25 protein-coding genes and 1 pseudogene are annotated in these 24,149 nt (G+C 54.1%); 15 read left to right on the top strand and 11 right to left on the bottom strand.

Annotated features, from left to right (window positions below; all coding sequences use genetic code 11):
- Window positions 1–9: 9 nt before the first annotated feature.
- The 4 genes from gloB to IWW33_RS26420 form a co-directional block, all read right to left on the bottom strand.
- Window positions 10–801 carry a hydroxyacylglutathione hydrolase gene (gene gloB, locus IWW33_RS26435; RefSeq protein ID WP_119688894.1) on the bottom strand — a complete coding sequence of 264 codons (792 nt, stop codon included), beginning with the start codon at window positions 799–801 and terminating at the stop codon, window positions 10–12.
- Window positions 798–2,366: a GMC family oxidoreductase gene (locus IWW33_RS26430; protein WP_119688895.1), complete on the bottom strand. Its 1,569-nt coding sequence runs from the start codon at window positions 2,364–2,366 to the stop codon at window positions 798–800. Before IWW33_RS26430 ends, gloB begins: the two co-directional genes overlap by 4 nt.
- A gap of 10 nt (window positions 2,367–2,376) precedes the next feature.
- A complete protein-coding gene (locus IWW33_RS26425) occupies window positions 2,377–2,937 on the bottom strand; it encodes a tat (twin-arginine translocation) pathway signal sequence (protein ID WP_119688896.1) in 561 nt (186 codons plus the stop codon).
- A gap of 122 nt (window positions 2,938–3,059) precedes the next feature.
- On the bottom strand, window positions 3,060–3,452 hold the full coding sequence (locus tag IWW33_RS26420) for a VOC family protein (RefSeq protein WP_174141473.1): 393 nt from the start codon (window positions 3,450–3,452) through the stop codon (window positions 3,060–3,062).
- A 210-nt stretch (window positions 3,453–3,662) separates the two neighbouring features.
- On the opposite strand from IWW33_RS26420, the gene IWW33_RS26415 reads away from it, so the two are divergent.
- Window positions 3,663–3,965 (top strand): ribbon-helix-helix domain-containing protein, encoded by a 303-nt coding sequence (locus IWW33_RS26415; protein WP_119688898.1) that lies wholly within the window; start codon window positions 3,663–3,665, stop codon window positions 3,963–3,965.
- 80 nt (window positions 3,966–4,045) lie between these two features.
- On the opposite strand, the pseudogene IWW33_RS26410 reads toward IWW33_RS26415, so the two are convergent.
- The 3 genes and pseudogenes from IWW33_RS26410 to IWW33_RS26400 all read right to left on the bottom strand — a co-directional run.
- Window positions 4,046–4,664, bottom strand: a pseudogene (locus tag IWW33_RS26410) (MMPL family transporter); the annotation flags it as partial.
- Window positions 4,665–4,722: 58 nt separating this feature from the next.
- A complete protein-coding gene (locus IWW33_RS26405; protein ID WP_119688899.1) occupies window positions 4,723–5,502 on the bottom strand; it encodes an enoyl-CoA hydratase-related protein in 780 nt (259 codons plus the stop codon).
- Window positions 5,503–5,515: 13 nt separating this feature from the next.
- Complete coding sequence (locus tag IWW33_RS26400) at window positions 5,516–7,039, bottom strand: 3-hydroxyacyl-CoA dehydrogenase (RefSeq protein ID WP_119688900.1); 1,524 nt, start codon at window positions 7,037–7,039, stop codon at window positions 5,516–5,518.
- Between the two features lie 191 nt (window positions 7,040–7,230).
- Here IWW33_RS26400 and IWW33_RS26395 point away from each other — a divergent pair, with 191 nt between their 5' ends.
- The 7 genes from IWW33_RS26395 (at window position 7,231) to IWW33_RS26365 (ending at window position 12,902) form a co-directional block, all read left to right on the top strand.
- On the top strand, window positions 7,231–7,989 hold the full coding sequence (locus IWW33_RS26395) for a GntR family transcriptional regulator (protein ID WP_196914430.1): 759 nt from the start codon (window positions 7,231–7,233) through the stop codon (window positions 7,987–7,989).
- Window positions 7,986–8,612: a glutathione S-transferase family protein gene (locus IWW33_RS26390; RefSeq protein WP_196914429.1), complete on the top strand. Its 627-nt coding sequence runs from the start codon at window positions 7,986–7,988 to the stop codon at window positions 8,610–8,612. Before IWW33_RS26395 ends, IWW33_RS26390 begins: the two co-directional genes overlap by 4 nt.
- Window positions 8,613–8,736: 124 nt before the next feature.
- Window positions 8,737–9,378 carry a glutathione S-transferase family protein gene (locus IWW33_RS26385; RefSeq protein WP_119688901.1) on the top strand — a complete coding sequence of 214 codons (642 nt, stop codon included), beginning with the start codon at window positions 8,737–8,739 and terminating at the stop codon, window positions 9,376–9,378.
- A gap of 16 nt (window positions 9,379–9,394) precedes the next feature.
- Window positions 9,395–10,606 carry a CaiB/BaiF CoA-transferase family protein gene (locus IWW33_RS26380; protein ID WP_119688902.1) on the top strand — a complete coding sequence of 404 codons (1,212 nt, stop codon included), beginning with the start codon at window positions 9,395–9,397 and terminating at the stop codon, window positions 10,604–10,606.
- 3 nt (window positions 10,607–10,609) lie between these two features.
- The gene (locus IWW33_RS26375) at window positions 10,610–11,251 is read left to right on the top strand and encodes a carboxymuconolactone decarboxylase family protein (protein WP_174141474.1); all 642 of its coding nucleotides are present in this window, start codon (window positions 10,610–10,612) and stop codon (window positions 11,249–11,251) included.
- Entirely contained in the window at window positions 11,251–12,138 is an 888-nt protein-coding gene (locus tag IWW33_RS26370; protein ID WP_119688904.1) for an amidohydrolase family protein, read from the top strand. Before IWW33_RS26375 ends, IWW33_RS26370 begins: the two co-directional genes overlap by 1 nt.
- Window positions 12,138–12,902 carry an enoyl-CoA hydratase-related protein gene (locus IWW33_RS26365; protein ID WP_119688905.1) on the top strand — a complete coding sequence of 255 codons (765 nt, stop codon included), beginning with the start codon at window positions 12,138–12,140 and terminating at the stop codon, window positions 12,900–12,902. The genes IWW33_RS26370 and IWW33_RS26365 overlap by 1 nt, the downstream gene beginning before the upstream one ends.
- Window positions 12,903–12,954: 52 nt before the next feature.
- Here the strand turns inward: IWW33_RS26365 and IWW33_RS26360 are convergent, their stop codons facing one another.
- Both IWW33_RS26360 and IWW33_RS26355 read right to left on the bottom strand, forming a co-directional pair.
- Window positions 12,955–13,806 carry an alpha/beta hydrolase gene (locus IWW33_RS26360; protein WP_174141475.1) on the bottom strand — a complete coding sequence of 284 codons (852 nt, stop codon included), beginning with the start codon at window positions 13,804–13,806 and terminating at the stop codon, window positions 12,955–12,957.
- Window positions 13,807–13,895: 89 nt separating this feature from the next.
- Window positions 13,896–15,170 carry an OprD family outer membrane porin gene (locus tag IWW33_RS26355; protein WP_119688907.1) on the bottom strand — a complete coding sequence of 425 codons (1,275 nt, stop codon included), beginning with the start codon at window positions 15,168–15,170 and terminating at the stop codon, window positions 13,896–13,898.
- Window positions 15,171–15,404: 234 nt separating this feature from the next.
- On the opposite strand from IWW33_RS26355, the gene IWW33_RS26350 reads away from it, so the two are divergent.
- Both IWW33_RS26350 and pcaF read left to right on the top strand, forming a co-directional pair.
- The gene (locus tag IWW33_RS26350; RefSeq protein WP_174141476.1) at window positions 15,405–16,745 is read left to right on the top strand and encodes an MFS transporter; all 1,341 of its coding nucleotides are present in this window, start codon (window positions 15,405–15,407) and stop codon (window positions 16,743–16,745) included.
- A 32-nt stretch (window positions 16,746–16,777) separates the two neighbouring features.
- A complete protein-coding gene (gene pcaF / locus IWW33_RS26345) occupies window positions 16,778–17,980 on the top strand; it encodes a 3-oxoadipyl-CoA thiolase (protein WP_196914427.1) in 1,203 nt (400 codons plus the stop codon).
- Window positions 17,981–18,032: 52 nt separating this feature from the next.
- Here the strand turns inward: pcaF and IWW33_RS26340 are convergent, their stop codons facing one another.
- Both IWW33_RS26340 and IWW33_RS26335 read right to left on the bottom strand, forming a co-directional pair.
- Window positions 18,033–18,230 carry a hypothetical protein gene (locus tag IWW33_RS26340; protein WP_147405252.1) on the bottom strand — a complete coding sequence of 66 codons (198 nt, stop codon included), beginning with the start codon at window positions 18,228–18,230 and terminating at the stop codon, window positions 18,033–18,035.
- 178 nt (window positions 18,231–18,408) lie between these two features.
- Window positions 18,409–18,981: a LuxR C-terminal-related transcriptional regulator gene (locus tag IWW33_RS26335; protein ID WP_119688910.1), complete on the bottom strand. Its 573-nt coding sequence runs from the start codon at window positions 18,979–18,981 to the stop codon at window positions 18,409–18,411.
- A gap of 305 nt (window positions 18,982–19,286) precedes the next feature.
- Here IWW33_RS26335 and IWW33_RS26330 point away from each other — a divergent pair, with 305 nt between their 5' ends.
- The 5 genes from IWW33_RS26330 to IWW33_RS26310 all read left to right on the top strand — a co-directional run bounded on the left by IWW33_RS26330 (window position 19,287) and on the right by IWW33_RS26310 (window position 23,933).
- A complete protein-coding gene (locus IWW33_RS26330) occupies window positions 19,287–20,636 on the top strand; it encodes an MFS transporter (protein ID WP_119688911.1) in 1,350 nt (449 codons plus the stop codon).
- A 97-nt stretch (window positions 20,637–20,733) separates the two neighbouring features.
- Entirely contained in the window at window positions 20,734–21,510 is a 777-nt protein-coding gene (locus IWW33_RS26325) for an SDR family NAD(P)-dependent oxidoreductase (protein WP_119688912.1), read from the top strand.
- A gap of 87 nt (window positions 21,511–21,597) precedes the next feature.
- Window positions 21,598–22,998, top strand: coding sequence for a GntP family permease (locus IWW33_RS26320; protein ID WP_119688913.1), 1,401 nt, complete (start codon window positions 21,598–21,600; stop codon window positions 22,996–22,998).
- Window positions 22,999–23,068: 70 nt separating this feature from the next.
- The gene (locus tag IWW33_RS26315) at window positions 23,069–23,539 is read left to right on the top strand and encodes a cupin domain-containing protein (protein WP_119688914.1); all 471 of its coding nucleotides are present in this window, start codon (window positions 23,069–23,071) and stop codon (window positions 23,537–23,539) included.
- A 91-nt stretch (window positions 23,540–23,630) separates the two neighbouring features.
- On the top strand, window positions 23,631–23,933 hold the full coding sequence (locus IWW33_RS26310; protein WP_119688915.1) for a DUF1330 domain-containing protein: 303 nt from the start codon (window positions 23,631–23,633) through the stop codon (window positions 23,931–23,933).
- The last annotated feature ends 216 nt before the right edge of the window (window positions 23,934–24,149 follow it).

The raw sequence follows: 24,149 nt of genomic DNA, 5'->3' as shown, positions 1-24,149 counted from the left end.
TCTTGTTGTTCAGAAATTGTCTTTCCACTTGCGTAAGGCTGCAAAGCATTCCTCGGCAGATGTGATCTTCAGTCCCGCGTAGCGTTGGACAGCCTCAACGATTCCCGCTTCCCGCACACGCAAGAACGGGTTAGATGCGCGCTCAACGCCAATTCGGGTAGGTAAGGTGCACTGTCCACGGCCTCGGACTTCGCAGGCTTCAGCCAAGAGCTCGGCGATTTGGTGATTGTCTGGGTCTACAGCCAAAGCAAAACGCAGGTTGGAGAGGGTGTACTCGTGTGCGCAATATACCTGCGTCTCCTCCGGTAGCGCTGCGAGACATTCGAGCGACGTCAGCATCTGCATAGGCGTACCCTCGAACAGGCGGCCACAGCCGGCGCTAAACAGCGTGTCGCCGCTGAACAGCGCTTTCTCATCAACCAGGTGATAGGCCACGTGCCCTGAAGTATGGCCAGGCACTGCGATCACATTGATGGTTCGTCCTAATACCTGAATCAGATCGCTGTCCTTGAGTGGCCGATCCCTGTAAGGGATCGGCTCGTTCTCGGGGCCATGGACGCGAAGATCGAATGCAGACTTCAGTTTTTTCACACCACCCACATGGTCGCTGTGATGGTGAGTGATCAGTACATCGGTGAGCGCCCAACCGGGATGTTCTTCCAGCCAAGCTTGAACGGGTCCGGCATCGCCTGGATCTACAACTGCACAGGCCTGGCTTGAGTGATCGGCCAGAAGCCAGATGTAGTTGTCGGTAAATGCTGGGAGAGCGTAAATCTCGAGGCGCTTGGCGGAAGTAGTCATGCCGCATGCGTCCTCAAAGCATCGGCAATGTACTCAGCCTGACGAATCGCAAGGCTAACGATTGTCAGAGTAGGGTTCTCGGCTGCGCTGGTGGTGAACTGACTGCCATCCGAAATGAACAGATTCGGGACTTCATGGCTTTGCCCGTATTTGTTGCAGACGCCATCGGCTTCCTTGTGGCTCATGCGACAAGTGCCCATGTTATGAGTCGAGGGGTAGGGGGGGACGCGGTGAGTCTTCAGTGCGCCGACAGCTTCATATACGGCGCTACCTTGCCGATAGGCGTGCTCTCGCATTGCGATATCGTTGGGGTGGTCGTCGTAGTGCACGTTTGCTACTGGAATGCCGAAACGGTCTTTGACGGTATCGCTTAGGGTGATGCGATTGCTTTCCCGGGGCATGTCCTCACCGACCAGCCACATGCCAGCCAGATGCGTGTAGTTGTCCATAACTCGGGTAAAGTCGCGCCCCCAGGCACCAGGGTTGAAGAACGCTGCCATGAAGGAGGGGCCGAGCGAGATGGTTTCCATTTCGTAGCCACCGACAAAACCTCTGTCGGGATTGAAGTGCACCTCGTCACCTATAAGCCCGGCCATGATGGTGCCCCGGTAGAAATGCACCGGATCTTTGAATTCCGCGAATACTGAACCGGTGGTGTGGCGCATGTAATGTTTGCCGACCATTCCGGAACCGTTGCCAAGGCCATGAGGGAACAATGTGCTGGTCGAATTGAGCAGCAAGCGAGGAGTTTCGATGGCGTTACCTGCTACTGCTACAAGGCGCGCTTTTTGGCGTTGCAGTCGCCCTTGCGCATCTGCGTAGACCACACCAGTCGCGCGACCCTTGGCATCATGTTCGATTTTCACCGCGTGAGCCTGTGTGCGAAGCTCAAGCTTGCCAGTGGCCTCGGCCGCCGGAATTTCGGTGTAGAGCGTTGACCATTTTGCCCCCATTTTGCAGCCTTGGAAGCAGAAGCCGAGTTGCATGCATTGAGCACGTCCTGCGCGGGCGCGGCTGTTGATCGCCATGTGGCCGGTACTGCATTTCTTGTAGCCAAGCTTGCGAGCACCGTTATACATCACCTGAAAATTGTTGTTCCCCGGCAGGCCTGGAATCTCGTTGGTGCGCGTCACGCCCATCTTGTCTTCTGCCCTTGCATAGAAGGGTTCTAGCTCTGCGAGCGTCAATGGCCAGTCGAGCAGGTTCGCGTCTTTGATGTCACCATAGGTTTGGCGCGCTCGAAATTCGTGTTCTTGGAATCGCAGGCTGGCACCTGCCCAGTGGGTAGTCGTTCCGCCCACGGTCTTGCAGATCCAAGCTGGAAGGTTTGGAAAGTCCTTGGCGATTTGCCATGAACCCGAAGTCGTCCGTGTATCGCTCCAGGACAATTGCTCGAACGAAGGCCATTCGTCATTGATGAAGGTTGCTGAGGATTGCCGCTGGCCGGCTTCTAGTAAAACGACCGGGATTCCCTTCTGACACAACTCATTGGCCAGAGTCCCGCCACCCGCGCCAGAACCGATGATCACCACTACCGAGTCGTCGTCAAAGCTGAATGTAGTCATGTGCGGATCCTCAGGAAAACGCGGGGGGGCTGGCTTCGGTAGGGGCTGCAGGCAGCCATTTCAGATCGTTGAAGCCACGCATCAAGTAGCCACCTTTGGGGAAGGAGGCTCCCTCGTAGCCAAAGTGCTGGTAGGCGAGTTCGTTGCTATAAAGGGCATTGACCGACACTGATCTGACCAAAGTGAAAAAAGGGGTGTTCTGGATGGACTCAAGCGCGGCCAATTGGCGCCCCTCATCCAGATCCAGCCAGGCGCCACCTGCTGATTTGTCTAGCTCGCTCAGGCCTTGCTCAAGCAGGGGAAGAATGGAGGGGTCAGTCATGGCGCGGTCGTCCAGCGCCTTGATCGCGAAAGCGTACACAGCATCTTCCATCCGATCGTGAGGATAGATGCGGCGTACCATAACGATTAGTCGCGCGGCCACAGTGTTGTTCAGCATTTTCATTTCGAGCGCCCAGGTTGTACTGGGAGCAAGGAGAGCTATGGGGCCGGACGTGAAAAGCAGTGTACCCAAAAGAATTCCGCCGCTGCCTTTGAGGAAGCCACGGCGGCTGGCTTGTAGATCGTTCATGCGGTTCTCCTTTTTGTTCTTATTAGGAGCCTGACATCACGGGTGCTGCGTGAGAGGGGGGGCGCGTTTTTTTCCGACGGTATTGATCGACTACATCTGAACGTCAGATGCTCGAGATTGGGCTATTGATAGTGGCCGGCGCGCTGCAACACTTCGATCTTGTAGCCATCAGGGTCTTGAATGAAAAAGAAGCGAGCGAGCATCTCTTCACCGCGCTTGAATTCCTTGATGGGGGCAGGGGAAAGTCCCATTTCGTTCAACCGAGTGTGATGCTGATCGAGGTCATCTACTGCGAAGGCCACATGGCCATATCCGCTACCGTGGGTGTAGCCGTCCTGGCCCTTGTTCCAGGTCAGTTCTATTTCGGTGCCGCTCTGCTGATCGCGTAGGTAGACGAGGGAAAAGTCGTCGAACTCGAGGCGATGGGATTCCTGCAGGTCGAATGCTTGTCCGTAGAAACGCATGGAGGCATCCAGGTCACCTACGCGGATCATGGTATGGAGGAATTTCGGCATGATCAGGCTTTCCTGTGGTGTTGTTATGCACTCAGGATGGCAGCATGAAAATCTGGCGGGTAATAAGTGGCTATTACGTAGCCCCCCCGGCAGCAAAATGGGCGCGTGTAATAGCGGTTTATTACCCGCGTGCTGCTTTGGGGAGGTACCTTCAGGCTTGGGCCTATTCCCTCGATTGCGACTTAACCAGGTAGATCCAGCGGAGGCGTTATGTGTGAGCTGTATGTGAAGGCAGACCCGATTCTCTATGAGTCGCGCTCGCGCTCCTTGCGTATTCGGGGCGTAGTCACCACCTTGCGTCTGGAAAACCAGTTCTGGGACATCCTGACTGAGATTGCTGAAACGGATGGTGTTAGCACCAACCAGCTCATCGCAAAGCTGTACGAGGAAGTCATGGATTATCGCGGAGAGGTAGTGAATTTTGCATCCTTCCTGCGGGTAAGCTGCACCCGATACCTGAATCAGAAGCAAGCGGTAAATAAAGTAGTTCCATTCTCTATCGCTGCCGGTTGATTCTATCGGTAGCCGAGCAACTCAGCTGTCCGTTGGGCGGTCTTGAGATACCGACCCGCTGTGACACGGGTCGGTGGTGATCAAAGCAGCACCTGTCCAGTTTTTGAATGAGCACCAAGGTGGTGATTTGTTAGGAATAGCCTTGCCAGAGCTGGAGTCAGGATAAGAGCGCCCAGCATGTTCCAGATGAACATGAAGGCCAGCAGTATGCCCATGTCCGCTTGAAATTTGATGGGCGAGAATGCCCAGGTAGCCACCGCAATTCCCAGCGTGACGCCGGTCAGGATCACGACCTTTCCAGTCGACAACAAGGCATGGTAATAGGCGCGCGATAGCGTCTCACCATTGCGCAGGTTTGATCATCAATATCTGCACATTTGCCTTCTTCACGACGATGTTGGTTGCGGCCTCAATCCCGGCATTACCTGCTGCGGACATGAACTGAAGGGTTTCGCTGTTGTTCGCTGCTGCGAAAGTCTCAACTGTATTCACCACGCGGGTGAGGGTGTCTGCTTTGTGGTCAGCGAGGAAGACATTGATGGTTAGCAGATCACAGTTCTGATTGAACAGTTCTCTTGGGGCGCGCGTAATGATGGCGTTGAGCAGGCCTTGGTTTCGAGGAATTTCGTACCAGGTGAGGCTACCCTCATTCATTCCTGCAGCAGCCTGCTTGCTCAACGCAGCGAGGGAGGTAGTCGTAAAAAGATGCACTTTACCTATCATTTCCAGGAGCAAGGAAGAGATCGAAGTGATCAAGTCAGCGTCCTTGATATACCGGTTTCCGCTTTTCCATGAATGCAGCCATTCCTTCCTTTTGGTCGTTGCTGTCGAATAATTGCACGAATGCACTCCGCTCCCGCTTTAACATGCTATGGAGTGGTGCATCCTCACCTGTTGCGAGTAATTCCTTAATAGCGAGCACTGCAAGCGGAGGTTGAAGTGCTATTCGGGCAGCGATAGAACATGCCCGTTCTAGCGCAGCCCCTTCTTCACACAATTCTGAAATCATTCCGGCACTGAACGCCTGCTCGGCAGTCAGTGGATCACCTGTGAGGGTAAGCAACGCTGTACGGTATTTACCAATTGTCCGGAGCAATCGCTGTGTGCCACCTGCTCCCGGCATGATGCCTACGTTAATCTCTGGCTGACCCAGGCGCGCTGTTCTCGAGGCGATAATGATATCGCATGCTAAAGCGAGCTCGCATCCGCCACCAAGCGCATACCCCTCGATCGCCGCTATAACAGGCTTTTTGCAGTAGTCCACGACTTCGAATAGTCGCCCAGTTTTCAGTTCAATGTGTTGAGTCGGGGTCATGTCTCGCATCTCGGCGATATCTGTCCCGGCAACAAAATACCCCCCGGCTCCCGTTATTACCAAAGCATGAACGCGAGAGTCGGCTGCGAGTGTCTCTACAGCTTGTGCTAGTAGTTGTTTGATTTCCAGGTTCAGAGCATTTCGACGCACTGGTCGGTCTAGGGTGATGATGGCGTAGCCATCCTCGTGAATTTGCTGTCGAACTGGGTTTGAGGAAGTCATGTGGGGCCTCAATTCAGAGTTGTTTCCAGAAAGTGTTTGTCTGCGCCTTGCGGCGGAGTAGTGCACTGGCGCGATAACGTCCATCTGGGTAAGCGCGTGCCAAGTTGTCTAAAACTGTGACCACATTCTGATTGCCAAAACCGTCCGCCCAGCACAGTGGGCCGACTGGGTAGTTGACGCCTTTGAGCATGGCGAGGTCGACATCCTGCGAAGAGGCAATGCCATGACTAACGGCTTCCGCAGCCTCGTTCGCAAGCATGCAAAGTGTTCGAGTGACGAGCATCCCCGCAGCGTCGTCAATCACTACAACCTGCTTACCTAGCGCTTGGAAAAAGCCAATCGCGCTATCCAAGGAAGCTCGCTCACATGTTTCTGCTTTGCTGAGAACGACGAGGGATGCAGCTTCGTGACCGGTGGAGGCGTCGAACAATACGACTTGATCCAGGTTTTGGCTGAGGGCTATTTCGGTTGCGGTCAATCCGAGGCAAGGTCGTATCTGGACGCCATCGACGATTAGATAGCCTTCACCATTGTGTGTTTCGATGCGGCAACCATGCCTCTCAGCCAGGCGCCCCAAAATTTGAGCACCAGGGAAATCGCCAAATTGCTGCACCAGGTTTGGCGAAGAGCAGGTAGGTTCGAATACGATCTCATTCTGGCTGGTCGATTCGTCGTATCGGTAGAATCCCCGTCCACTTTTCCGACCGAGCCATCCCGCGTCTACCAGTGCTTTCTGGATAAGTGAAGGGCGGTAGCGAGGGTCTTGGAAGAAGGCATCGTAGATGCTTTGGGTCACTGCGAAATTGGTGTCGTGACCAATAAGATCCATCAGTTCCAACGGCCCCATGCGAAAACCACCCGCATCGCGCAAAGCGGCATCAATGACACCAATGGAAGCGACATTGTCCTGCAAGGCGAGGAGGGCTTCAGCGTAGAACGGGCGGGCGACGCGGTTAACGATAAAGCCTGGAGTTGATTTGCACTCAACAGGGCTTTTGCCCCATTTCACTGCGAGCTCGCTGATCTGGGCTACCACTGTGGCACATGTGGCTTCGCCTTTAACCACCTCTACCAGCGGTAGCACTGTTGCTGGGTTGAAGAAATGCATGCCGATCATCCGCTCCGGCTTTTGCAACGTAGCCGCGATCGCTGTGATCGAGATTGATGAGGTGTTGCTGGCCAGGATCGCACCCTCTCCAACGATTCCCTCAAGCGCTCGGAAAAGCTCTTGCTTGATTTCAAGGTTTTCAACAATGGCTTCAACCACTAACGAACATGAAGCAAGCTCGGTCAAGCTGGTTGCAAGGGTCAGGCGTCCTAGGCATGCGTCGCGTTGATCAGCAGTTAGGTGCCCACGTTTGACCCAGCGATCAAGCGATGATGTCACCGTCTCGGCCCCCTTGGTTAACGCTTGTTGGCGAGTATCGTGCAGGTAAACTGGATGTCCCGCTCGTAACGCCACCGCGACGATGCCCGCACCCATAGTGCCTGCCCCTATGATGCCAATGCTGGCTGATGTACTCAGTGCGGTGCTCATGACTGATATCCGTTTGACAGTGTGAGTGTTGCGTCACTGTACGGACATGGCGCCATAAAGGTCAATAGGATGACCTATGGAATTATAGGGGCTTAGGTTGAAAAGGCTAATAATGTAACTCTATGGTTTATGCGATACTGCCCTGACGCGATTGACGCATGCCCTGAGGGGCTCACAGGTGAGACGAATTGATGAAAGACATGGATGCATTGGCTGGCAAGTCAGGCATTGATTTCAGCCGAAGTGGGGTTGCTCGTTACATCCAGCTGGCCACATTATTCCGGCGTAGAATCGAGCAAGGTTTGTGGCCGGTGGGAGATCAGATTCCCACCGTCGATGACCTTGCAGCGGAATGTAGCGTCGCACGCGCTACGGTAAGGCAGGCATTGGACATCCTCGAAGAGGACAAGCTGATACGTCGCTTCCGTGCGAAAGGAACCTTTGTTATCCAGCAGCCACAAGAGCAAATGTGGTGTGAAGTCCCCACTGACTGGTCGGGGCTTTTGCTCTCTCCCGAAGGGGTTACGACTGAGGTGCTGTCCTTCGACGTCAAGGCTCAGCCCGTTAATGTGCAGCACAAAATCGGTGAAATGGCGCCGGAATACAGGTGCTGGAGACGCCGTCATCTGCGAGACGGCAAGCCGTACTACATTGGGAACGCTTTCATCGATTCGCGACTGGTGCGCAAGATCCCGGCGAAACTGCTCGAAACGCATACCACCTTGCGGATCCTCAAAGATCTGCCCGGCCTAACGCTCAAGGAAGTGCATCAGACCATCACTATTGGCACTGCTGATTTGGCCACTGCAGAAGCCCTTGAGATCCCACTCAATGCGCCTGTCGCCTACTGCTACCGGTCTGCCATAGATGATCAGGGGCGACTGGTCTTTGTTGGGGATGGTGTCTATCGGGGTGACGTGGTCAGACTCGACGTCAAGGTAAGCGTATGACCACCGTGATGACGCTTCATTGGTCGCCACTTTCGCCATTTGTACGAAAGGTTATGTGCGTGATCCATGAGCATCAGTTGCAGGACGAGGTGCGCTGCGTGCGCACCAAGGTCTCGCGGCACACACCCAATGACTCACTGACGACGATCAACCCGTTGTTGCGCATTCCAACGTTGGAGCTGAGCGATGGGATGGCTTTGTTTGACTCGGTAGTGATCTGTGAATACCTGGATACCCTGGGGCATGGCCCACGGCTTTACCCATACCCGTCCGATGCGCGCTGGCAGGCGCTGCGCTGGCAGGCGTTGGGGGACGGTTTGTGTGACACGCTGATCCTTTGGCGACATGAGCGTGACCGACCTGACTCTCAGCAACAACAGGACTTTCTGAAAGCCTCCGCACTTAAGCTCTCGTCAACTTTGCAGATGCTGGAGAAGGAGGTCGAACAGCTGGACGCTGCTCGTTACGGTATCGGACATATCGCAATCGGATGCGCCCTGGGCTACCTTGCAGTTCGGTTTGACGACCTGGTGTGGCGCGACAAATACCTTCTCCTGGCCCACTGGCAGCAACGCTTTGAGGCGCGCGAATCCAGTCGTTTGACTGCACCTCTTCAACCCTGAAAAAAATCGATGAATTAGGGATGGTAAGCTCTTTTCAGATGAGTCTATACTGAAAAGGTCATAAAGATAGCACATAGGATCAAAAGTGACCTTTGCCCCCTCTTCAAGCAGCGCAAGCCAGGTTATGACTCTTCACTGGTCACCTCGCTCTCCGTTCGTACGTAAGGTGATGATCGTACTTCACGAAACGGGTCTTCTCGACCGCGTCACCTGCGTGCGGAATGTGGTCGGTATGAGTCAGCTCAACGAGCAGGTCATGCACGACAACCCCCTGAACAAGATCCCGACATTGGTTCTGGAGGATGGCCGAAAGCTGTACGACTCTCGTGTCATCTGTGATTTTCTGGACGAGCTTCACGGCGGAGCCAAGTTAATACCCGCAGATCGCGCTCGGTATATACAAGCTATGACCTGGCAAGCGTTGGGCGACGGTTTTATCGATGCGCTGTTGTTGTGGCGCAATTGGTATATCGACCGTGGCTTGTCATACGACTGTACAGACGATCCCTTCCTCAATGCGTTCAACCTGAAATGCATTGCGGTGCTAGCTGCGTTGGAAGCCCAGGCAGCAGAGCTTGAGGCCGCGCCATTCGGGCTTGGCCATATCTCTATCGGATGTGCTCTTGGCCAACTCGATTTTCGATGGGCCTTCATTGATTGGCGCTCCGACCACCCAGCCCTCGCGCAGTGGTATCAGCGCTATCAATCTCGACCCTCCGTCATTGCGACCATGATTCGTGACGACAACGCGCCCAGCGCGCCCTAACTCTGGAGTCCATAACATGGCAGGCCCACTTTCACATATCCGTGTACTCGATCTGAGCCGAATCATGGCAGGCCCTTGGTCAGGGCAGGTTTTGGCTGACCTTGGCGCAGATGTAATCAAAGTCGAGCGTCCCGACGTCGGTGATGATACCCGTACCTGGGGGCCTCCTTTCTTGACAGACAAAGAAGGCAAAGCGACGAAAGAGGCGGGTTACTACCTTTCGGTCAACCGTGGTAAACGCTCCGTCACCGTCGATTTGGCTGACCCGGCTGGACAAGAAGTCGTGAGGCAGCTTGCCGCAGCTTCGGACATCGTATTGGAGAATTTCAAGGTAGGTACGTTAAGCCGTTACGGCCTTGGTTATGAAGACCTCAAGGCCGTCAAACCCGATATCATTTACTGCTCCATCACCGGTTTCGGTCAAACAGGCCCGAAGCGTGACAATGCCGCATACGATTTCATGATTCAGGCCATGGGCGGTTTGATGAGCGTGACAGGGGAGCGAGATGATCTTCCTGGCGGCGGCCCGCAAAAAGTCGGTATTCCGATTGTCGATATCATGACCGGCATGTATGCCACCGTATCGGTTCTGGCCGCACTCGCTCACCGCGATCGCACAGGTGAAGGTGAGTACATCGACTTGGCCATGTTGGATGTGCAAACAGCTGTACTGGCCAACCAGGCCATGAATCACCTGGTATCGGGTAAGACGCCGCAGCGTGCAGGCAATCGCCATCCGAACATCCAACCACAAGATGTTTTCAAGTGCGCTGATGGCCATATCGTTCTGGCGGTAGGTAACGACGGTCAATTCCGTCGGTTCTGCGAAGTCATTTCAGAACCAACGTTGGCCGATGACCCGCTGTACGCTACCAACCAGGCTCGGGTCGACAATTTGCCTTCGCTGCTCCGCATCATTTCTAAACGGCTTGCTGAGCGTCCACTGCAGGAGTGGCTGCTCGCTTTGGAAGCGGCAAAGGTGCCGTGTGGCCCCATCAATACTGTGCCGATGGTTTTCGCTGACGAACAGGTCAAATCACGAGAAATGCTACGGGAACTTCCCCACCCACTGGCAGGTGTCGTACCTCAAGTGGTCAGTCCGATTCGCATGCGCAACTCCACCTTGGATTTCAACCGTGCTCCGCCATTGTTGGGCGAGCACACGGTTGAGGTGTTGAGTGAGCTGGGAATCAAGATAGATGTCCCATCCGCCGTCTCGCAGGAGTGAGTCATGGCCAGAATTCCGTTGTTTGATGCTCGCACCATGTCTGAGGCGCAGGCTGAGGTTTATGAAGCCGTTGTACGTGGCCCTCGCGGGCGACTCGTAGGGCCTTTGCGGGCAGCTATGCATAACCCAGTTTTGGCTGACCGCTGGCAGCGCTTGGGTGAAGTGTTGCGTTACGACACTGTTCTCCCGAAGCGCCTCAGTGAGCTGGCTATCTTGGTGACTGCCCGCCGCTGGAACGGGCAGCTGGAATGGCATATCCACGCCGGTGATGCTGCCACTGCCGGTTTGGAGCGTCCGATCATTGAAGCAATCGCTGCGGGTGATGCTCCAGTCTTCGAAGACTCGGAGGCTTGGGACATCTATACATTCGCTCGACAGATGCAGCTTCACGGCGATGTGCAGGAAGATGTGTACGAGCGCATACATGAGCGCTGGGGGACGGTTGGGGTGGTCGAGTTGTCATCGGTGATTGGCTACTACACGCTGGTAGCCATGACCCTGAACGTCCACCGCATTCCGCTACCTGATGGCGTCAAAGCCCCCTTGGATGTGCCAACCGATACCCACTGCGGATTGCCCAGTCTGACAGAGCCTGCGCCGGCCAGATTCCAGGATTGCGCGCAGCCCGCGACGGGGGAGTGCTGATGGATACGATTGAGCCGCGCATGCCGGCCCGTACATCTCGAGTAGTGCCCGCTGGTGCGTGTGACGTTCACAGTCATGTTTTTGGCCCTCTCGAACGCTTTCCAACTGGTGCGGCGACCTATGCGATCCCGTTGGCGACGCCGTCGGTCTATCGACAGATGCTGGACAGCGTCGGGTTGGACAGGGGCGTCCTTGTTCAGCCGGCGCCTTACGGAACCGATACTCGCGCCTTGGTTAATGCACTTGATGCGCTGCGTGGCCGTGCGCGAGGCATCGCTGTAGCTGATTCAGGTATCAGTGATGCCTCCCTGGATGTTCTGCATCGTGCTGGGGTGCGCGGATTGCGCTTCATCGAGATGCTCGACCCCAGTAGTGGGAAGCGCTACGCAGGCAGCATTGGCGTAGATACTCTGCGCCAACTGGCTCCACGCATGCGCGAACGCGGCTGGCACGCACATATCTGGGCCAAGGCTCAGGACTGTCCAGATGTCTACGAATCAGTCAAAGATCTCGATATGCCGATCGTGTTCGATCACATGGGGCAATTTGACGTAACGACTGGGGTCGATGGGGCCGCTTTCCAGCGCTTCCTGGGCCTGCTCGAAAGTGGACAAGTTTGGACAAAGCTGTCGCTGTGTCGTGTGTCTCGGCAGTCCCCTGTATATGCCGAGCTAGAGCCGTTTCATCGGGCCTTGGTGAGCAAACGTCCCGACAGACTGCTGTGGGGATCTGATTGGCCATTTGTTCGCATGGCTGATGCATCGCCGGATGTTGGACAGTTGCTGGATGTCTTCATGAATTGGGTAGGAGATGAAGCAATCATTCGTCAGATTCTGGTAGATAACCCTGCCCATCTTTTCGGTTTCGATATTGAGGGAAGAGAGTGATGCAAGACTTGAAGCTTGAGATCAACGATGGCGTTGCCGTAGTCACTTTGGATCGCGCGCCGGTGAATGCAATCACCCTGGCCCACTACCAAGCCATCGGGGAACTGTTCACCCAGCTGGGTGACGATCCGTCAGTCAACTGCGTGATCTTTACTGCTGCCGGCGATCGTGCATTTTGTGCTGGCCTGGATTTGCATGAGTTCCTTGCTGCCACCGTTGATGAGGATCCTGCTCGTGCCGCTGTAGTCCGGCAATGCTTTGCTGCTGTGCGGCAGTGCGCGGTGCCGGTGATTGCTGCAGTGAATGGCCCAGCGCTGGGAGCAGGAACGGTACTTGCTGCCGTATGTGATATCCGCCTGGCATCGGAACGAGCCAAGTTCAGCATGCCGGAGATCAACGTTGGGCGCTGTGGCGGCGGCGCGCACCTCGGGCGTTTGATCGGTCAGGGTAACCTACGCAAAATGTTCTTCACTGGACTGCCAATTGATGCGGCTGAGGCACTGCGCATTGGCCTGGTAGAGGAAGTTCTACCTCATGAGGAATTGTTGTCGCGTGCGCTGGAACTGGCTCGATTGATCGCAAGCAAGAGTCCACTGGGCCTGCGTATGGGCAAGGCTTCACTGAACGAGATCGAGTTCATGCAAGTGGAAGATGGATACCAGGTAGAGCAGAGCTACAGTACACGCCTGATGGCGACCGAGGATGCTCGTGAAGCTACACGGGCAGTAGTGGAGAAGCGAGCGCCGGTATTTGTCGGGCGCTGATTGCACTGCGTAAAAAAGGGAGATCAGCAATGATCTCCCTTTTTTATCAACGCTACTTAGGTAACCCATCAGCCCAATCAGCAATAGCATCGGCTGTTTCCAAGGGCTTCTCTGCCGGTAACGCATGGCTCGCATTTGGAATGACCTTGACGGTCACACGATCTCCAAACTCATCTTTGGTTTCCATGCGGGAGCTCTCGGGACGAAACGGATCCGAGCCAGCCTGTAAGTCCAGAATCGGGGCGCTACCTCCCGCCCAATAGCTTTCTTTAGGTGTGTTGGCTCGCGCTTCACGCTGGCTCCAAGTGACTTCTGGATGCCAGCCGGTAAGCCAGTGGCCGGGATCATTGCCTTCGGCGAAGAACGCCAAGCGCAAAGCAGCGAGCTTTTCATCACGGGATGTTTCCTCAGAATTTATCCGGGTAACTGCCTCTGAAAGCTCACTCGGCCACTGACGAGCGCCACCAGCGAGCAGCACGATCCCGCGAACATCCCCTGGGTGGTCGCTCGCGACGGTTTTAGCTATCCATTGTCCGTACGCATGCCCTGCAACAATTGCAGGGCCTCCCTCGGCGGCAATGACTTTGGCAAAGTCATTGCCAAAGTCGTGAAAAGTCACGTTTTTCATCGGCCCACTACTGCCTGCGATACCCCTAGGTTCAGGCAAAACGACTCGATAACCCCGTCTCACCAGTTGCTTGGCTAATGGAGCAAATTCGGCGCTGCCCCGTCCGGTGGATGCCAGGATCATGACCAGCGGGCCTTCGCCTTGTACTGAGTAAGCGATCGTGGCGTCTGCATTCTGGATTGAACGGTGTTGGAGATTATCCTGCGACCAGGCAATTGGTATGAGCGCAATGGCCCAGATAGAGCTTAGTGATGCGACTGATTTCGACAGTTTCATTGTTACACCTTCGTATGGTAACGGGGCACGAGCGCTCCCATCCCGACACTAGGTGGTCAGGATGGGGGAGGGGGCCGAGTGCCGAGTGCTTAGAACTTGAAGCTGTAGTCGACGATCAGCCGATCCTGGTCGCTGTTTCGCTGGTAATTGCTACGCATCACGCCATGGCGCCAACGCACGCCGAGGTCTCTGAATGTTCCGCTTTGCACCACATATCCAATATCGGTATCGAGCTCACGCTCGCGACCTTCTTGCTGGAAACCCACCACTTCTGCGTCATCGCTCTTCACATAACGCACGGTTAGCATCAGCCCTGGGATGCCTGCGGCAGCAAAGTTGTAGTCATATCGAGCTAGCCACGAAGCTTGGTTCTGCTTTGCGAAATTGGTGATCATCATTTCTGTATGCAGATAGGTCGCGGTACTTTCGAGCTGAGGGTATGCGCCCTTGCCATCTACCTTCTGATACCCGGCTTGCAGCGTGTGGCCATTCCACTCGTACCCAAACAGCCCACTGTAGATCCAGTTGTCGATAGACCCTGCGTCGCCGGAGCCAGCTTCTTCAGAGGCAAACAACCTTATGTCACTGACAATGCGTCCTGGCCCTGCCGGCAATTTGCCTTTGATTCCGATGAAGTGTTGGCGATAAACGTCCTGCAGCTCTCCGATGTTGTAGCTGAGCACCACATCCTTGCTGACTGCGTAGTCTGCAGCTGCATATTTGAAGTCACCGTCATCGGTGCGTGGGTACTGTCCATTTGCGTAGGCAATACCGATTCCCTGGTAATCGGTCGAGTCGCGATGACGAGCTCGATCAAGCTTACCGGCTCTGAGCGTCAGGCCAGATATCGAGGTATTTGTTACTTGGGTACCCTGAAAATCTTGAGGGAACAGCCGCGTGGTGCTTGGTTGCAGCACTCCCAGGTTGGGGTTGATAGTGCCGAACAGCACTTCAGTATCTCTGTAGAGCCTGAGCTTCGCTGTCAGCGCGAGTTTGCTGTACTCGTCTTGGGACTCTCGAGCATAGCTGGGGCCTCCAGGGCGGCTTTCGGCGTTACGCGGCAGCAGTCCGGAGCCGCTTCGCTCAGGACTTGAGTCGAGCTTGAACCCCGCCATCAGGGCAGCATCCAGCCCCAGGCCAATATCTCCATCCGTATATCCAGACTGGAACCGAAAGGTCAGACCCTGTGCGGCTTCTTCTACGCGGTTTTGCCCGGTTCCATCGCGGTAATCATTTTGAAAGTAGAACGTTTTTGAGTCGATCGAGGTTTTGCTGTCCTCGAGAAACGCGGCTTGTACGCCTGAGGATGCGGCCAAGGTGAGCGTGGTCAGCGTCAGCAGCTGCCGGTTCAGGTTTGTTGTCATTGTTACCTGTCCTATGTGGGGGCGTTTCTGTCAGCTGACGTTGAGTCAGCTCTCGACAATTACCGGCGAGGACGACCAAAAAGTCAATAGGCTATAGGAATGACCTATTGACTTTTAGGCGTTGCGGGGGTCTCATGCAACACAGCAAGCGCCCAAGGCTTGGCTGATAGCCGTACACTGAGCTGGCACGCTCATGTGATGGCAAAACTGATAACAACAACAGGGCAACCCACAATGATCACAGCGCGCAATAGTGCAGATGCCGTCCAGGCGTTCACCGACGAACAGTTCGCTCAGCGGACGTTCGCACGAGTGAAATGGAAGATCCTGCCACTGCTCATGATCTGCTACGTCTTGGCACTGATTGACCGGAATGTCATCGGCTTCGCCAAGCTCGGCTTCATGACTGACCTTGGTTTCGGCGAGATGGTGTTCGGCATTGGTGCCGGAATCTTCTTCGTCGGATACATCCTTTTTGAAATTCCGAGCAACCTGATGCTCCAGCGCATCGGTTTCCGCAAGACGGTACTCCGCATCATGATCATGTGGGGAATCGCCTGCGCGGCGTTCTCAATGATGCAAAACGAGATGCTGTTCTACATTCTGCGCTTCGCGCTGGGTGTGGCTGAGGCAGGCTTCTTCCCCGGTGTGTTGTTGTTCCTGACACTTTGGGTTCCGCGCAACCGCCGAGCCAGTGTCACTGCAATGTTCATGGCTGCAATCCCTATCTCGGGAATGATCGGTGGCCCATTGGCGGGCGGCATCATGCAGCATCTGGATGGTTTGTTCGGCCTCAAGGGTTGGCAGATCCTGTTTCTGGTAGCCGGCCTGCCTGCCTGCGTCATGGGTGTCGTCACCTACCTGTTGCTCGATAACTCGCCCAAAGAAGCCAAGTGGCTTTCTGATCAAGAGCGCAAAGTCATTCTTGATGAGTTGGCTGCAGATGACACCAGCAACGCCAATGAACACCATTCACTCTGGGGGGCGTTCAAAGACAAGCGTGTCTATGTACTGGCGTTCACCGCGTTGGCGGTTTTCAGTGGCGCGGTTGCCGCTGCATTCTGGGTGCCAACAATCATTCGCAAGACTGGCGTAACTGATCTGTTCCATGTCGGTCTGCTGTCTGCGCTTCCCTTCATGGTCGGCATGATCACTCAGTATTTGGTAGGTAAGCATTCGGACAAAGTGATGGAGCGCCGCTGGCATGTAGCGATTTGCTTGAGTGTCTCGGCGATTGGTTGGTTGACGCTGGCCATTCTCCAACCCAATACCACAGCCTCGGTAATTCTTCTGGTAATCGCCACAGCATCCGTTCTTGGCGCGACCGGCCCGTTCTGGACACTCCCCGGCAGCCTGCTTACTGGCAAGGCAGCAGCAGGCAGCATCGCCTTGGTAACCACTTTGGCAGGTGTTGGTAACGTATTTATGCCAGCCATTGTAGGTGCATTGATTGACCTCACTGGCAGCATGGCCGCGTCGCAGGCTGCTTATGGCGTTCTGATGCTCACAGGCGCCGCAACAATCGTGTTGGGTACTCCGGCTGAAGCTGGTAGGCCAGTCACCAAAGCCAACTGATTCGATTCGAGACTTGAACAGGAACCATCCACATGCATGATGTTTTCATATGCGATGCCGTTCGTACCCCAATCGGGCGTTTTGGTGGGGCCTTAGCGGGAGTGCGAGCGGATGACTTGGCAGCTGTTCCTCTCAAAGCCTTGATTGAGCGCAACCCTGGAGTAGATCTGAACGCTATCGAGGAAGTGTTCTTGGGTTGTGCAAATCAAGCCGGCGAGGACAATCGCAATGTTGCGCGCATGGCGGCGCTCCTGGCCGGGCTGCCTGAGAGTGTGGCCGGGGTGACGCTGAACCGGCTGTGTGCTTCAGGACTTGATGCTGTTGGCACTGCATACCGAGCTATTGCTTGCGGCGAGATGGAGCTGGCTATTGCGGGTGGCGTCGAGTCGATGTCCAGAGCTCCATTCGTGATGGGGAAGGCTGAGACAGCTTTTTCTCGTGCCATGAGTATTGAGGACACAACGATTGGTTGGCGCTTCGTCAACCCTGCGATGGCCGAGCATTATGGCGTCGATAGCATGCCGCAGACAGCTGACAACGTCGCTGCGCAATATGGCGTTTCCCGTGAAGAACAGGATGCATTTTCTAGCCGTAGTCAGGCACGCGCGGCGGAGGCTCATCGCAGTGGGTTCTTCTCTGAAGAAATCGTCCCTGTAGTAGTCCGTCACCGGAAGGGCGAGCGGATTGTTGACCAGGACGAACATCCGCGTCCAGAGACCACCATCCAAACATTATCAGCGTTAAAGCCGGTTAACGGCCCTGGCAACACTGTTACCGCAGGCAATGCGTCGGGAGTCAACGATGGTGCAGCCGCCATGTTCCTCGCAAGCGCTGCTGCGGTCGAGCGCCATGGCCTCATCGCTCGCGCACGTGTACTGGGTATGGCTAGCGCAGGGGTCGCTCCACGGGTGATGGGTATTGGGCCAGTGCCAGCTGTTCAGAAGTTGCTTGCCAGAATCAATCTTGAAATCAGCGACTTTGATGTCATTGAGCTCAACGAGGCCTTTGCCAGTCAAAGTCTTGCCGTGGCCAGGGCGTTGGACATCGCAGATGATGCCAAGCAGCTAAATCCTAATGGCGGCGCCATCGCCCTTGGTCATCCACTTGGCATGAGTGGTGCTCGCCTGGTGATGACGGCGGTGCATGCCTTAGAAAAACAGGGTGGACGGCGTGGCTTGGCGACAATGTGCGTTGGAGTAGGCCAAGGCTTGGCGCTTGCGCTAGAACGCGTTTGATAGGTATCTCAAGCCAGGCTTGCCTGGCTTTCCTGCAAGAAGAATTGTAGCGCTATACAAAAGCTCGCGCTGCTTCACTGTCTTGGGTTAGTAAATACCTGAACCAAGCGGTCATGTAGCCATCTCCCTTGTACAGCATCTCGCCGTGATCTGCCTGTTTTCGGCGTGCCATTACACTTAAACCATTTCCTTTCAGGCTTTGATACTGCGCATAACTGTTCTCAAGCTTGGCGGGAAAATTGCTGTCCAATTTTCCAGTCCCGGCTATACCATTGGTGAAGTAAGAAAGCTAGGCTTATTGCAAGCGGAGATGCATGCTGCCGCTCAGGTAATTATTGCAAATCCGAGTTTCATCTGACGTTTCCCTTGCGGCTTACTGTAATACAGCTTTTCCTTGATGCAAATAACAGTTTTGGAAATTTGCAGTGTCAGTCCAGTACGATAATTTTGGAGACAAGTTCCGCGCTGTTCTTGGCCTTGAGCTTTTTCATCAGGCGAGCACGGTGAACCTCTACAGTGCGATGAGAGATATTCAGTCTGCGGCCAATCTCTTTGCACGTAAGCCCGTTCACAATGTCTACCGAAATCTCACGCTCTCGGGGCGTGAGGTTTACAGCCGTGCGGATAGCACGATCAACCCGCTCGAAGTGCCAGACCATCAGTTGGAATGGATCCTCCGGTGTCAACGTGAAACCGCTTGCCCGGGCCCAGAACACTTCCCCGTTGCGGTGTTGCATGAAGCGCTCATCTGAGTAAGCGCCGTTCTTCGCGTGCCTCAGCCAGTTCAAGCTCCGCTCCCCTATATCGCGGAAATCGGTCTGCGAAGGATAGAGCTTGAGCAGGAGCTCTCCGATGAGTTCCATCCGCTCAAAGCCAAAAAGGCTGCCGAAAGCCTGGTTCACCTCCAGGATGCGGCGATTCGATGTGATCACCTGTGGGGCCGGAGAGACTTGAAAACCAATCCGTTCAAGATCTTGTGGCTGAAGTAAGTGATCACTCATCGGGGGCCTTCTAAACGCTTAGGGCGAACCCACATCGTAACACGCATGGCGCTACTCGTACGTGTACGTAGTTGCACGAATAGCGGTGTCCTGGTGGGTGATGCAGTCTAAAGCCAGCTCTCGGACTTGAAAAATGACCGGTGCCATCGTCGGTTATCTGCATGAATCAGGTCGGCCGAGAGGACGCCGCCCCATTTCAGAGGAGAAGGAAGTTAAGGCTGCAAGAGGCCGCCGGCCGATAGCAGGCCTCTCAGAAAATAATTTACGTGTGTAGTCCATGAATAAAAATAAAAGAGGATACAACGATGAGTGATGGATCTGAAGGTGTAGTTCGACAACGTAGGCGTGCTTTCATCGGTGCTACCTCGGGGCACCTCATCGAGTGGTATGACTACGGTGTCTATGGCTTCCTGGCTGTTTACATCGGCCAAGCTTTCTTCGTATCAGATGATCCAACAACAAGCTTGCTGAGCAGCTTCGCAGCCTTCGCATTGAGCTTTTTCATTCGGCCACTGGGCGGTCTCTTTTTCGGGCCGCTCGCGGACAAAATCGGACGGCGGCGTACCTTGATCACGGTCTTGGTAATGATGTCCGGATCCACCTTCCTGATCGGTCTTGCTCCAACCTACGAATCAGTGGGTATCGCTGCACCCATCTTGCTAATACTGATTCGCTGCATTCAAGGTTTTTCAGCGGGTGGAGAAATCGGCACGATTACGAGCTTCATCTCCGAATACGCTGGGCCTGGCCGTAGGGGGTTCTCAACTTCCTGGTTGATGGTAACTGCTGTATTGGGCTTGGTGTTGGGCGGAGTCGTAGCCAACGGCATGACCTACCTCGTTGGTGCGGAGTCGATGCAGAACGGGGGATGGCGGATCCCATTCCTGCTTGCCGGCCCTATGGGTTTGGTATCGATGTATATTCGGCTAAAGCTGGAAGACAGCCCTGAATTCCTGGCTCTACTTCACTCTGGTGGAACGTCCAAAGCACCGCTGCGGGATGTGTGGCAGTGGAAGCGCTCGATCGCGTTGGTTTTCTTCATTATCTCCCTTCACAGTTCGATTTTTTACTTGGTACTCACGTTTGCCTCGACGTATATGTCGAAAATTCTGGGTTTCAGTAGTGGGGTGACGCTTCTTTACGTTTTCAGCGCTAGTATCACTTCGGCTGCTGTGATGCCTCTAGGCGGTATGTTTACTGATCGCTATGGTCGGAAAGGCTTTCTCTTGGTTGTGGCTGTTCTTGCAACCTTGGCAATGTATTGGCTGTTCCATTCTGCTAAAGGTGCGACCCCGCTCACCTTCCTTGTACCACTAATGGCCGTAGCGATTTTGTTCGGGCTTTATGCCTCATCGACCTATGCCACAATGAGTGAGTTACTGCCGACAAAGGTACGCTCAACCGGTATAGCTATCGCTTACAACCTACCGGTAGCAATGTTCGGCGGAAGCGCGCCCTTGATCTCTACGTGGTTGATTCAGTCGACAGGCGATCTTTCGTCCCCATGGTACTTCTACGTATCCACAGGTATTGCTTCAGTCGCCGCGTTGTTGTTCTTGCGAAAGAGTGATTTTGTAGGTGACAAAGCTGTTGCGCAGTCAGAGCCGAGCCAGCAAGCGCACGTTTTGCTGCGTGGACAAGGTATCTCTGGTTAGGGTGTAGCATTCGGAATGCATGGTGTAGTTGTTTTATGTTCGCACGGGCAAAGCTCACCCGTGGCTGTAAATTGAAGAGTAATTTGAGGAGACTGTCATGGGTTTTGAAAATAAAACTGCGTTTGTTACCGGCGCCGGGTCTGGCATTGGTGAGTCTGTGGCTGTAGCGCTCGCTGCTGCAGGCGCTAAGATCGCAGTTGCTGATGTAAATCTGGAAAACGCTGAAAAGGTAGCTTCTGCTATTCGTAATAGCGGCTACCAAGCAAAGGCAATCTCCGTTGATGTATCTAATCCAGAATCTGTAGAGAAAGCATTTTTCTTAGCGGAATCTTGGTACGGAGAAAGCACGAATATTCTTGTCAACAGTGCTGGCATATTAGGTCTTCACAGCTTCATTGACTACCCCGCTGACCTGTTCGTAAAGGTTTTGGCAGTAAACGTCACTGGGGCATTTCTTTGCGCACAACGAGCGGCAAAAAGCATGGTCGCACTCGGCTGCGGCAGAATCATCAACATCGCGTCGATAGGTGCTGAGCGAGCAGGTATTGGCCGAACGGCTTACGGGACGTCCAAGGCAGCCATGGCTGGCCTTACCCGTCAACTCGCAATGGAGCTGGGGCCGCACGGCATTTCCAGCAATGCCATTGCTCCCGGGCCGGTGCTTACGCCTCTCACTCAGGAAAGCTATACACCTGAAACCATCCAGGCTTACAGCTCAATGATTCCAGCTGGACGACTTGGAATGCTGGAAGAAATGACCTCAGCAGTCTTGTACCTTGCATCTGATGCAGCAGCTTATATTAACGGTGTTCTGCTTCCTGTTGATGGTGGTTATCTCGCAAGCGGTGTTGCCAAAACCGGCAAGCTGGGGTAGTCCCTGCACGCTAGGGGGATGAGCATCCCCCTAGGCGTTTAAGCCTAGTGTGACCCGTACAATAAAAATAATGCAGTGAGGTACTGAATGTCCGTTTTTATAGCACTGGCTGCCTTAGTGTTCTTAATGGTTATGGCCTACCGAGGCTACAGTGTAATACTCGTAGCTCCTGTTGCAGCAATGGGAGCAGTATTTCTGGTTGACCCATCTTCTGTGGCGCCAGTCTTCTCCGGTGTATTTGTGGAGAAGGTTGCTACGTTTGTTAAGTTGTATCTCCCTATTTTCTTGCTGGGTGCTGTTTTCGGGAAGGTAGTCGAAATTTCCGGCTTCTCGGAGGCCATCGTTTCCTCCGCTATTCGTCATTTTGGTAAGTCAAAGGCGAATTTGGTGATTGTCGCTGTATGCGGCTTGATGACCTATGGAGGTGTTTCTGTCTTCGTGGTCGTTTTTGCCGTATACCCATTTGCAGCGGAGCTATACAAGCAGAATAATATTCCTAAGCGGCTGCTGCCAGGAGCGCTTGCGCTTGGCTCATTCTCATTCACCATGGATGCGATGCCAGGTACTCCACAGATCCAAAACATCATCCCAACCACATTCTTCAATACAACCTCGTGGGCGGCACCGATCCTAGGTATATGCGGATCACTGTTCGTTGTCACTATAGGTCTCCTTTACCTTGAGTATCGTCGCAAGTCGGTTACGAAGACAGGTGAAGGTTATGGCGAGGGACACATAAATGAGCCTGAACGGACTCAGTTGGCATCCCTTCCAAGCCCTGCATTGGCCATCATCGCGCTGCTGATCGTGGGTGTTACCAACTATCTGTTGTCCACCTACATACCGCATTGGTTTGAGTCGTCATTCACAGTGGAGAGCAGCCTGTTCCCTGGCGCTACAGGCACGATAGCCGGGAAAACTTCGAGTGTTGCGGCCATCTGGGCGGTAGCGGGAGCTTTGCTCTGTGGAATTTTGTTCGTCTGCATCGTTGCTTTCAGACAGGTCAGCACTCGCTTCGCCGCAAGCACAAAGCAGGCGGTATCTGGCGCTTCCTTGGCGGCACTGAACACAGCCTCCGAATATGGCTTTGGCAGTGTCATTGCTATTTTGCCTGGCTTCGTTGCTGTGAGTGGTGCTTTGCAATACCTCACTGATCCGTTGATCAAAGCCGCAGTTTCTGTAAGCACACTAGCTGGGATTACTGGCTCTGCGTCTGGAGGCTTAAGTATCGCCCTCGCGGCGATGGGCGATCAGTTAACCAATGCTGCAAATGCCGCCGCTATACCCTTAGAAGTTATGCATCGAATAGTATCTATGGCCAGTGGTGGTATGGACACATTACCCCATAATGGCGCGGTTATCACCTTGCTGGCTGTTACCGGATTGACCCACAAGCAGTCGTATCACGAAATTTTCGGCATAACAATTATCAAAACGCTGGCTGTGTTTTTTGTGATCGCTCTCTATTACGGTTTTGGTCTGGTGTGAGTGCTCTAGTTCAGGGGATCTTTTAAATGATTGGGCGTTAGCCCTGGCTGTCAAAGGTGAGGAGAAAGTAATGAGCAATATTGATCCGAGTTCAATTCCTCAGGTAGGAATTCCTGATGAGGTTGCCGAGCTGCTGCAGAAGCTTACCCACGCTACTCCCGAGAATGCACCATTTGTCGCAGGACGTCGGCATTTTTTCAAATACCGAGACTTGGGGCTGACTGATGCTACTGGAGGATTGGCGCGTGCTCAGGTTACTTGTGCGACGGATGTGATGGAGGAGACTGGTTGGCACTATCACATCTGCGATGTGCATTTTGTCTATGCGCTGCGCGGATGGATCGATCTACAGTTCGAAGACGGGCGTACCATCCGGGTGAACACAGGTGAGTCACTGTTCATTCCACCAGGGCTCAAGCACAACGAGACAGCGATTTCGCCTGATTTGGAGCTTTTTGAAATGTCTGTGCCGGCCAAGATGGGCACTGTAGCTTGCGACCCGCCGGCCCACCTGCCAAAGGGTGCTGCTGAAGGCGTCTAGGTATAAGGAGTTCAAAGCGGGGCGAAATAGGTAGGGACTGCCCCGCTTAGAAACTTTTAATTATGATTGCTAAATACCCGAGGTTTTTAGTATGGGTGCTAAGGGCTACCTTTTTGCGGAGCTCACCGTTCACGACCATGAAGTCTTTTACCATGAGTATATGGAGAAGGTGCGTCCGATCCTAGAAAGCTGGGAAGCCAACTTCCTCATATCGACTAACTCTCCTGAAGTCATCGAGGGCAAGCGTTTAGTGCCCAGGGTGATTCTACTTGAGTTTTCAACTTTGAAAAAGGCTCGAGACTTTTACTACTCAGAAGAATACCAATCCATCATTCAGCTCCGGTTTGACGCTTCAGTAGCACACCTTTACATCATGGAAGGATGTGCGGGCTAGGCCTGAGCAGAAAGGACAAATATCGGTACTGGAGGTAGGCTAGATTCGATCCTCGGGACTCGCCATGATCGAGCTTTGTCAGGTGTGATTTGTGCGATTCAAGTGTCCTTGCGGGCTGGTTCCTGAGGATCTACTAATAACTGCAGACGATATTGTTTTAAGGGTTACTCTCCCGGGGATAGCTGGAAGCCGAGATGAAATTGCTCTATTGGCTTC

The sequence above is a fragment of the Pseudomonas sp. M2 genome, assembly GCF_015751845.1.
Lineage (GTDB): Bacteria > Pseudomonadota > Gammaproteobacteria > Pseudomonadales > Pseudomonadaceae > Aquipseudomonas > Aquipseudomonas putida_E.
Note: the sequence above shows the minus strand (reverse complement) of the source record. Positions and strands in the feature narration are given on the sequence as shown.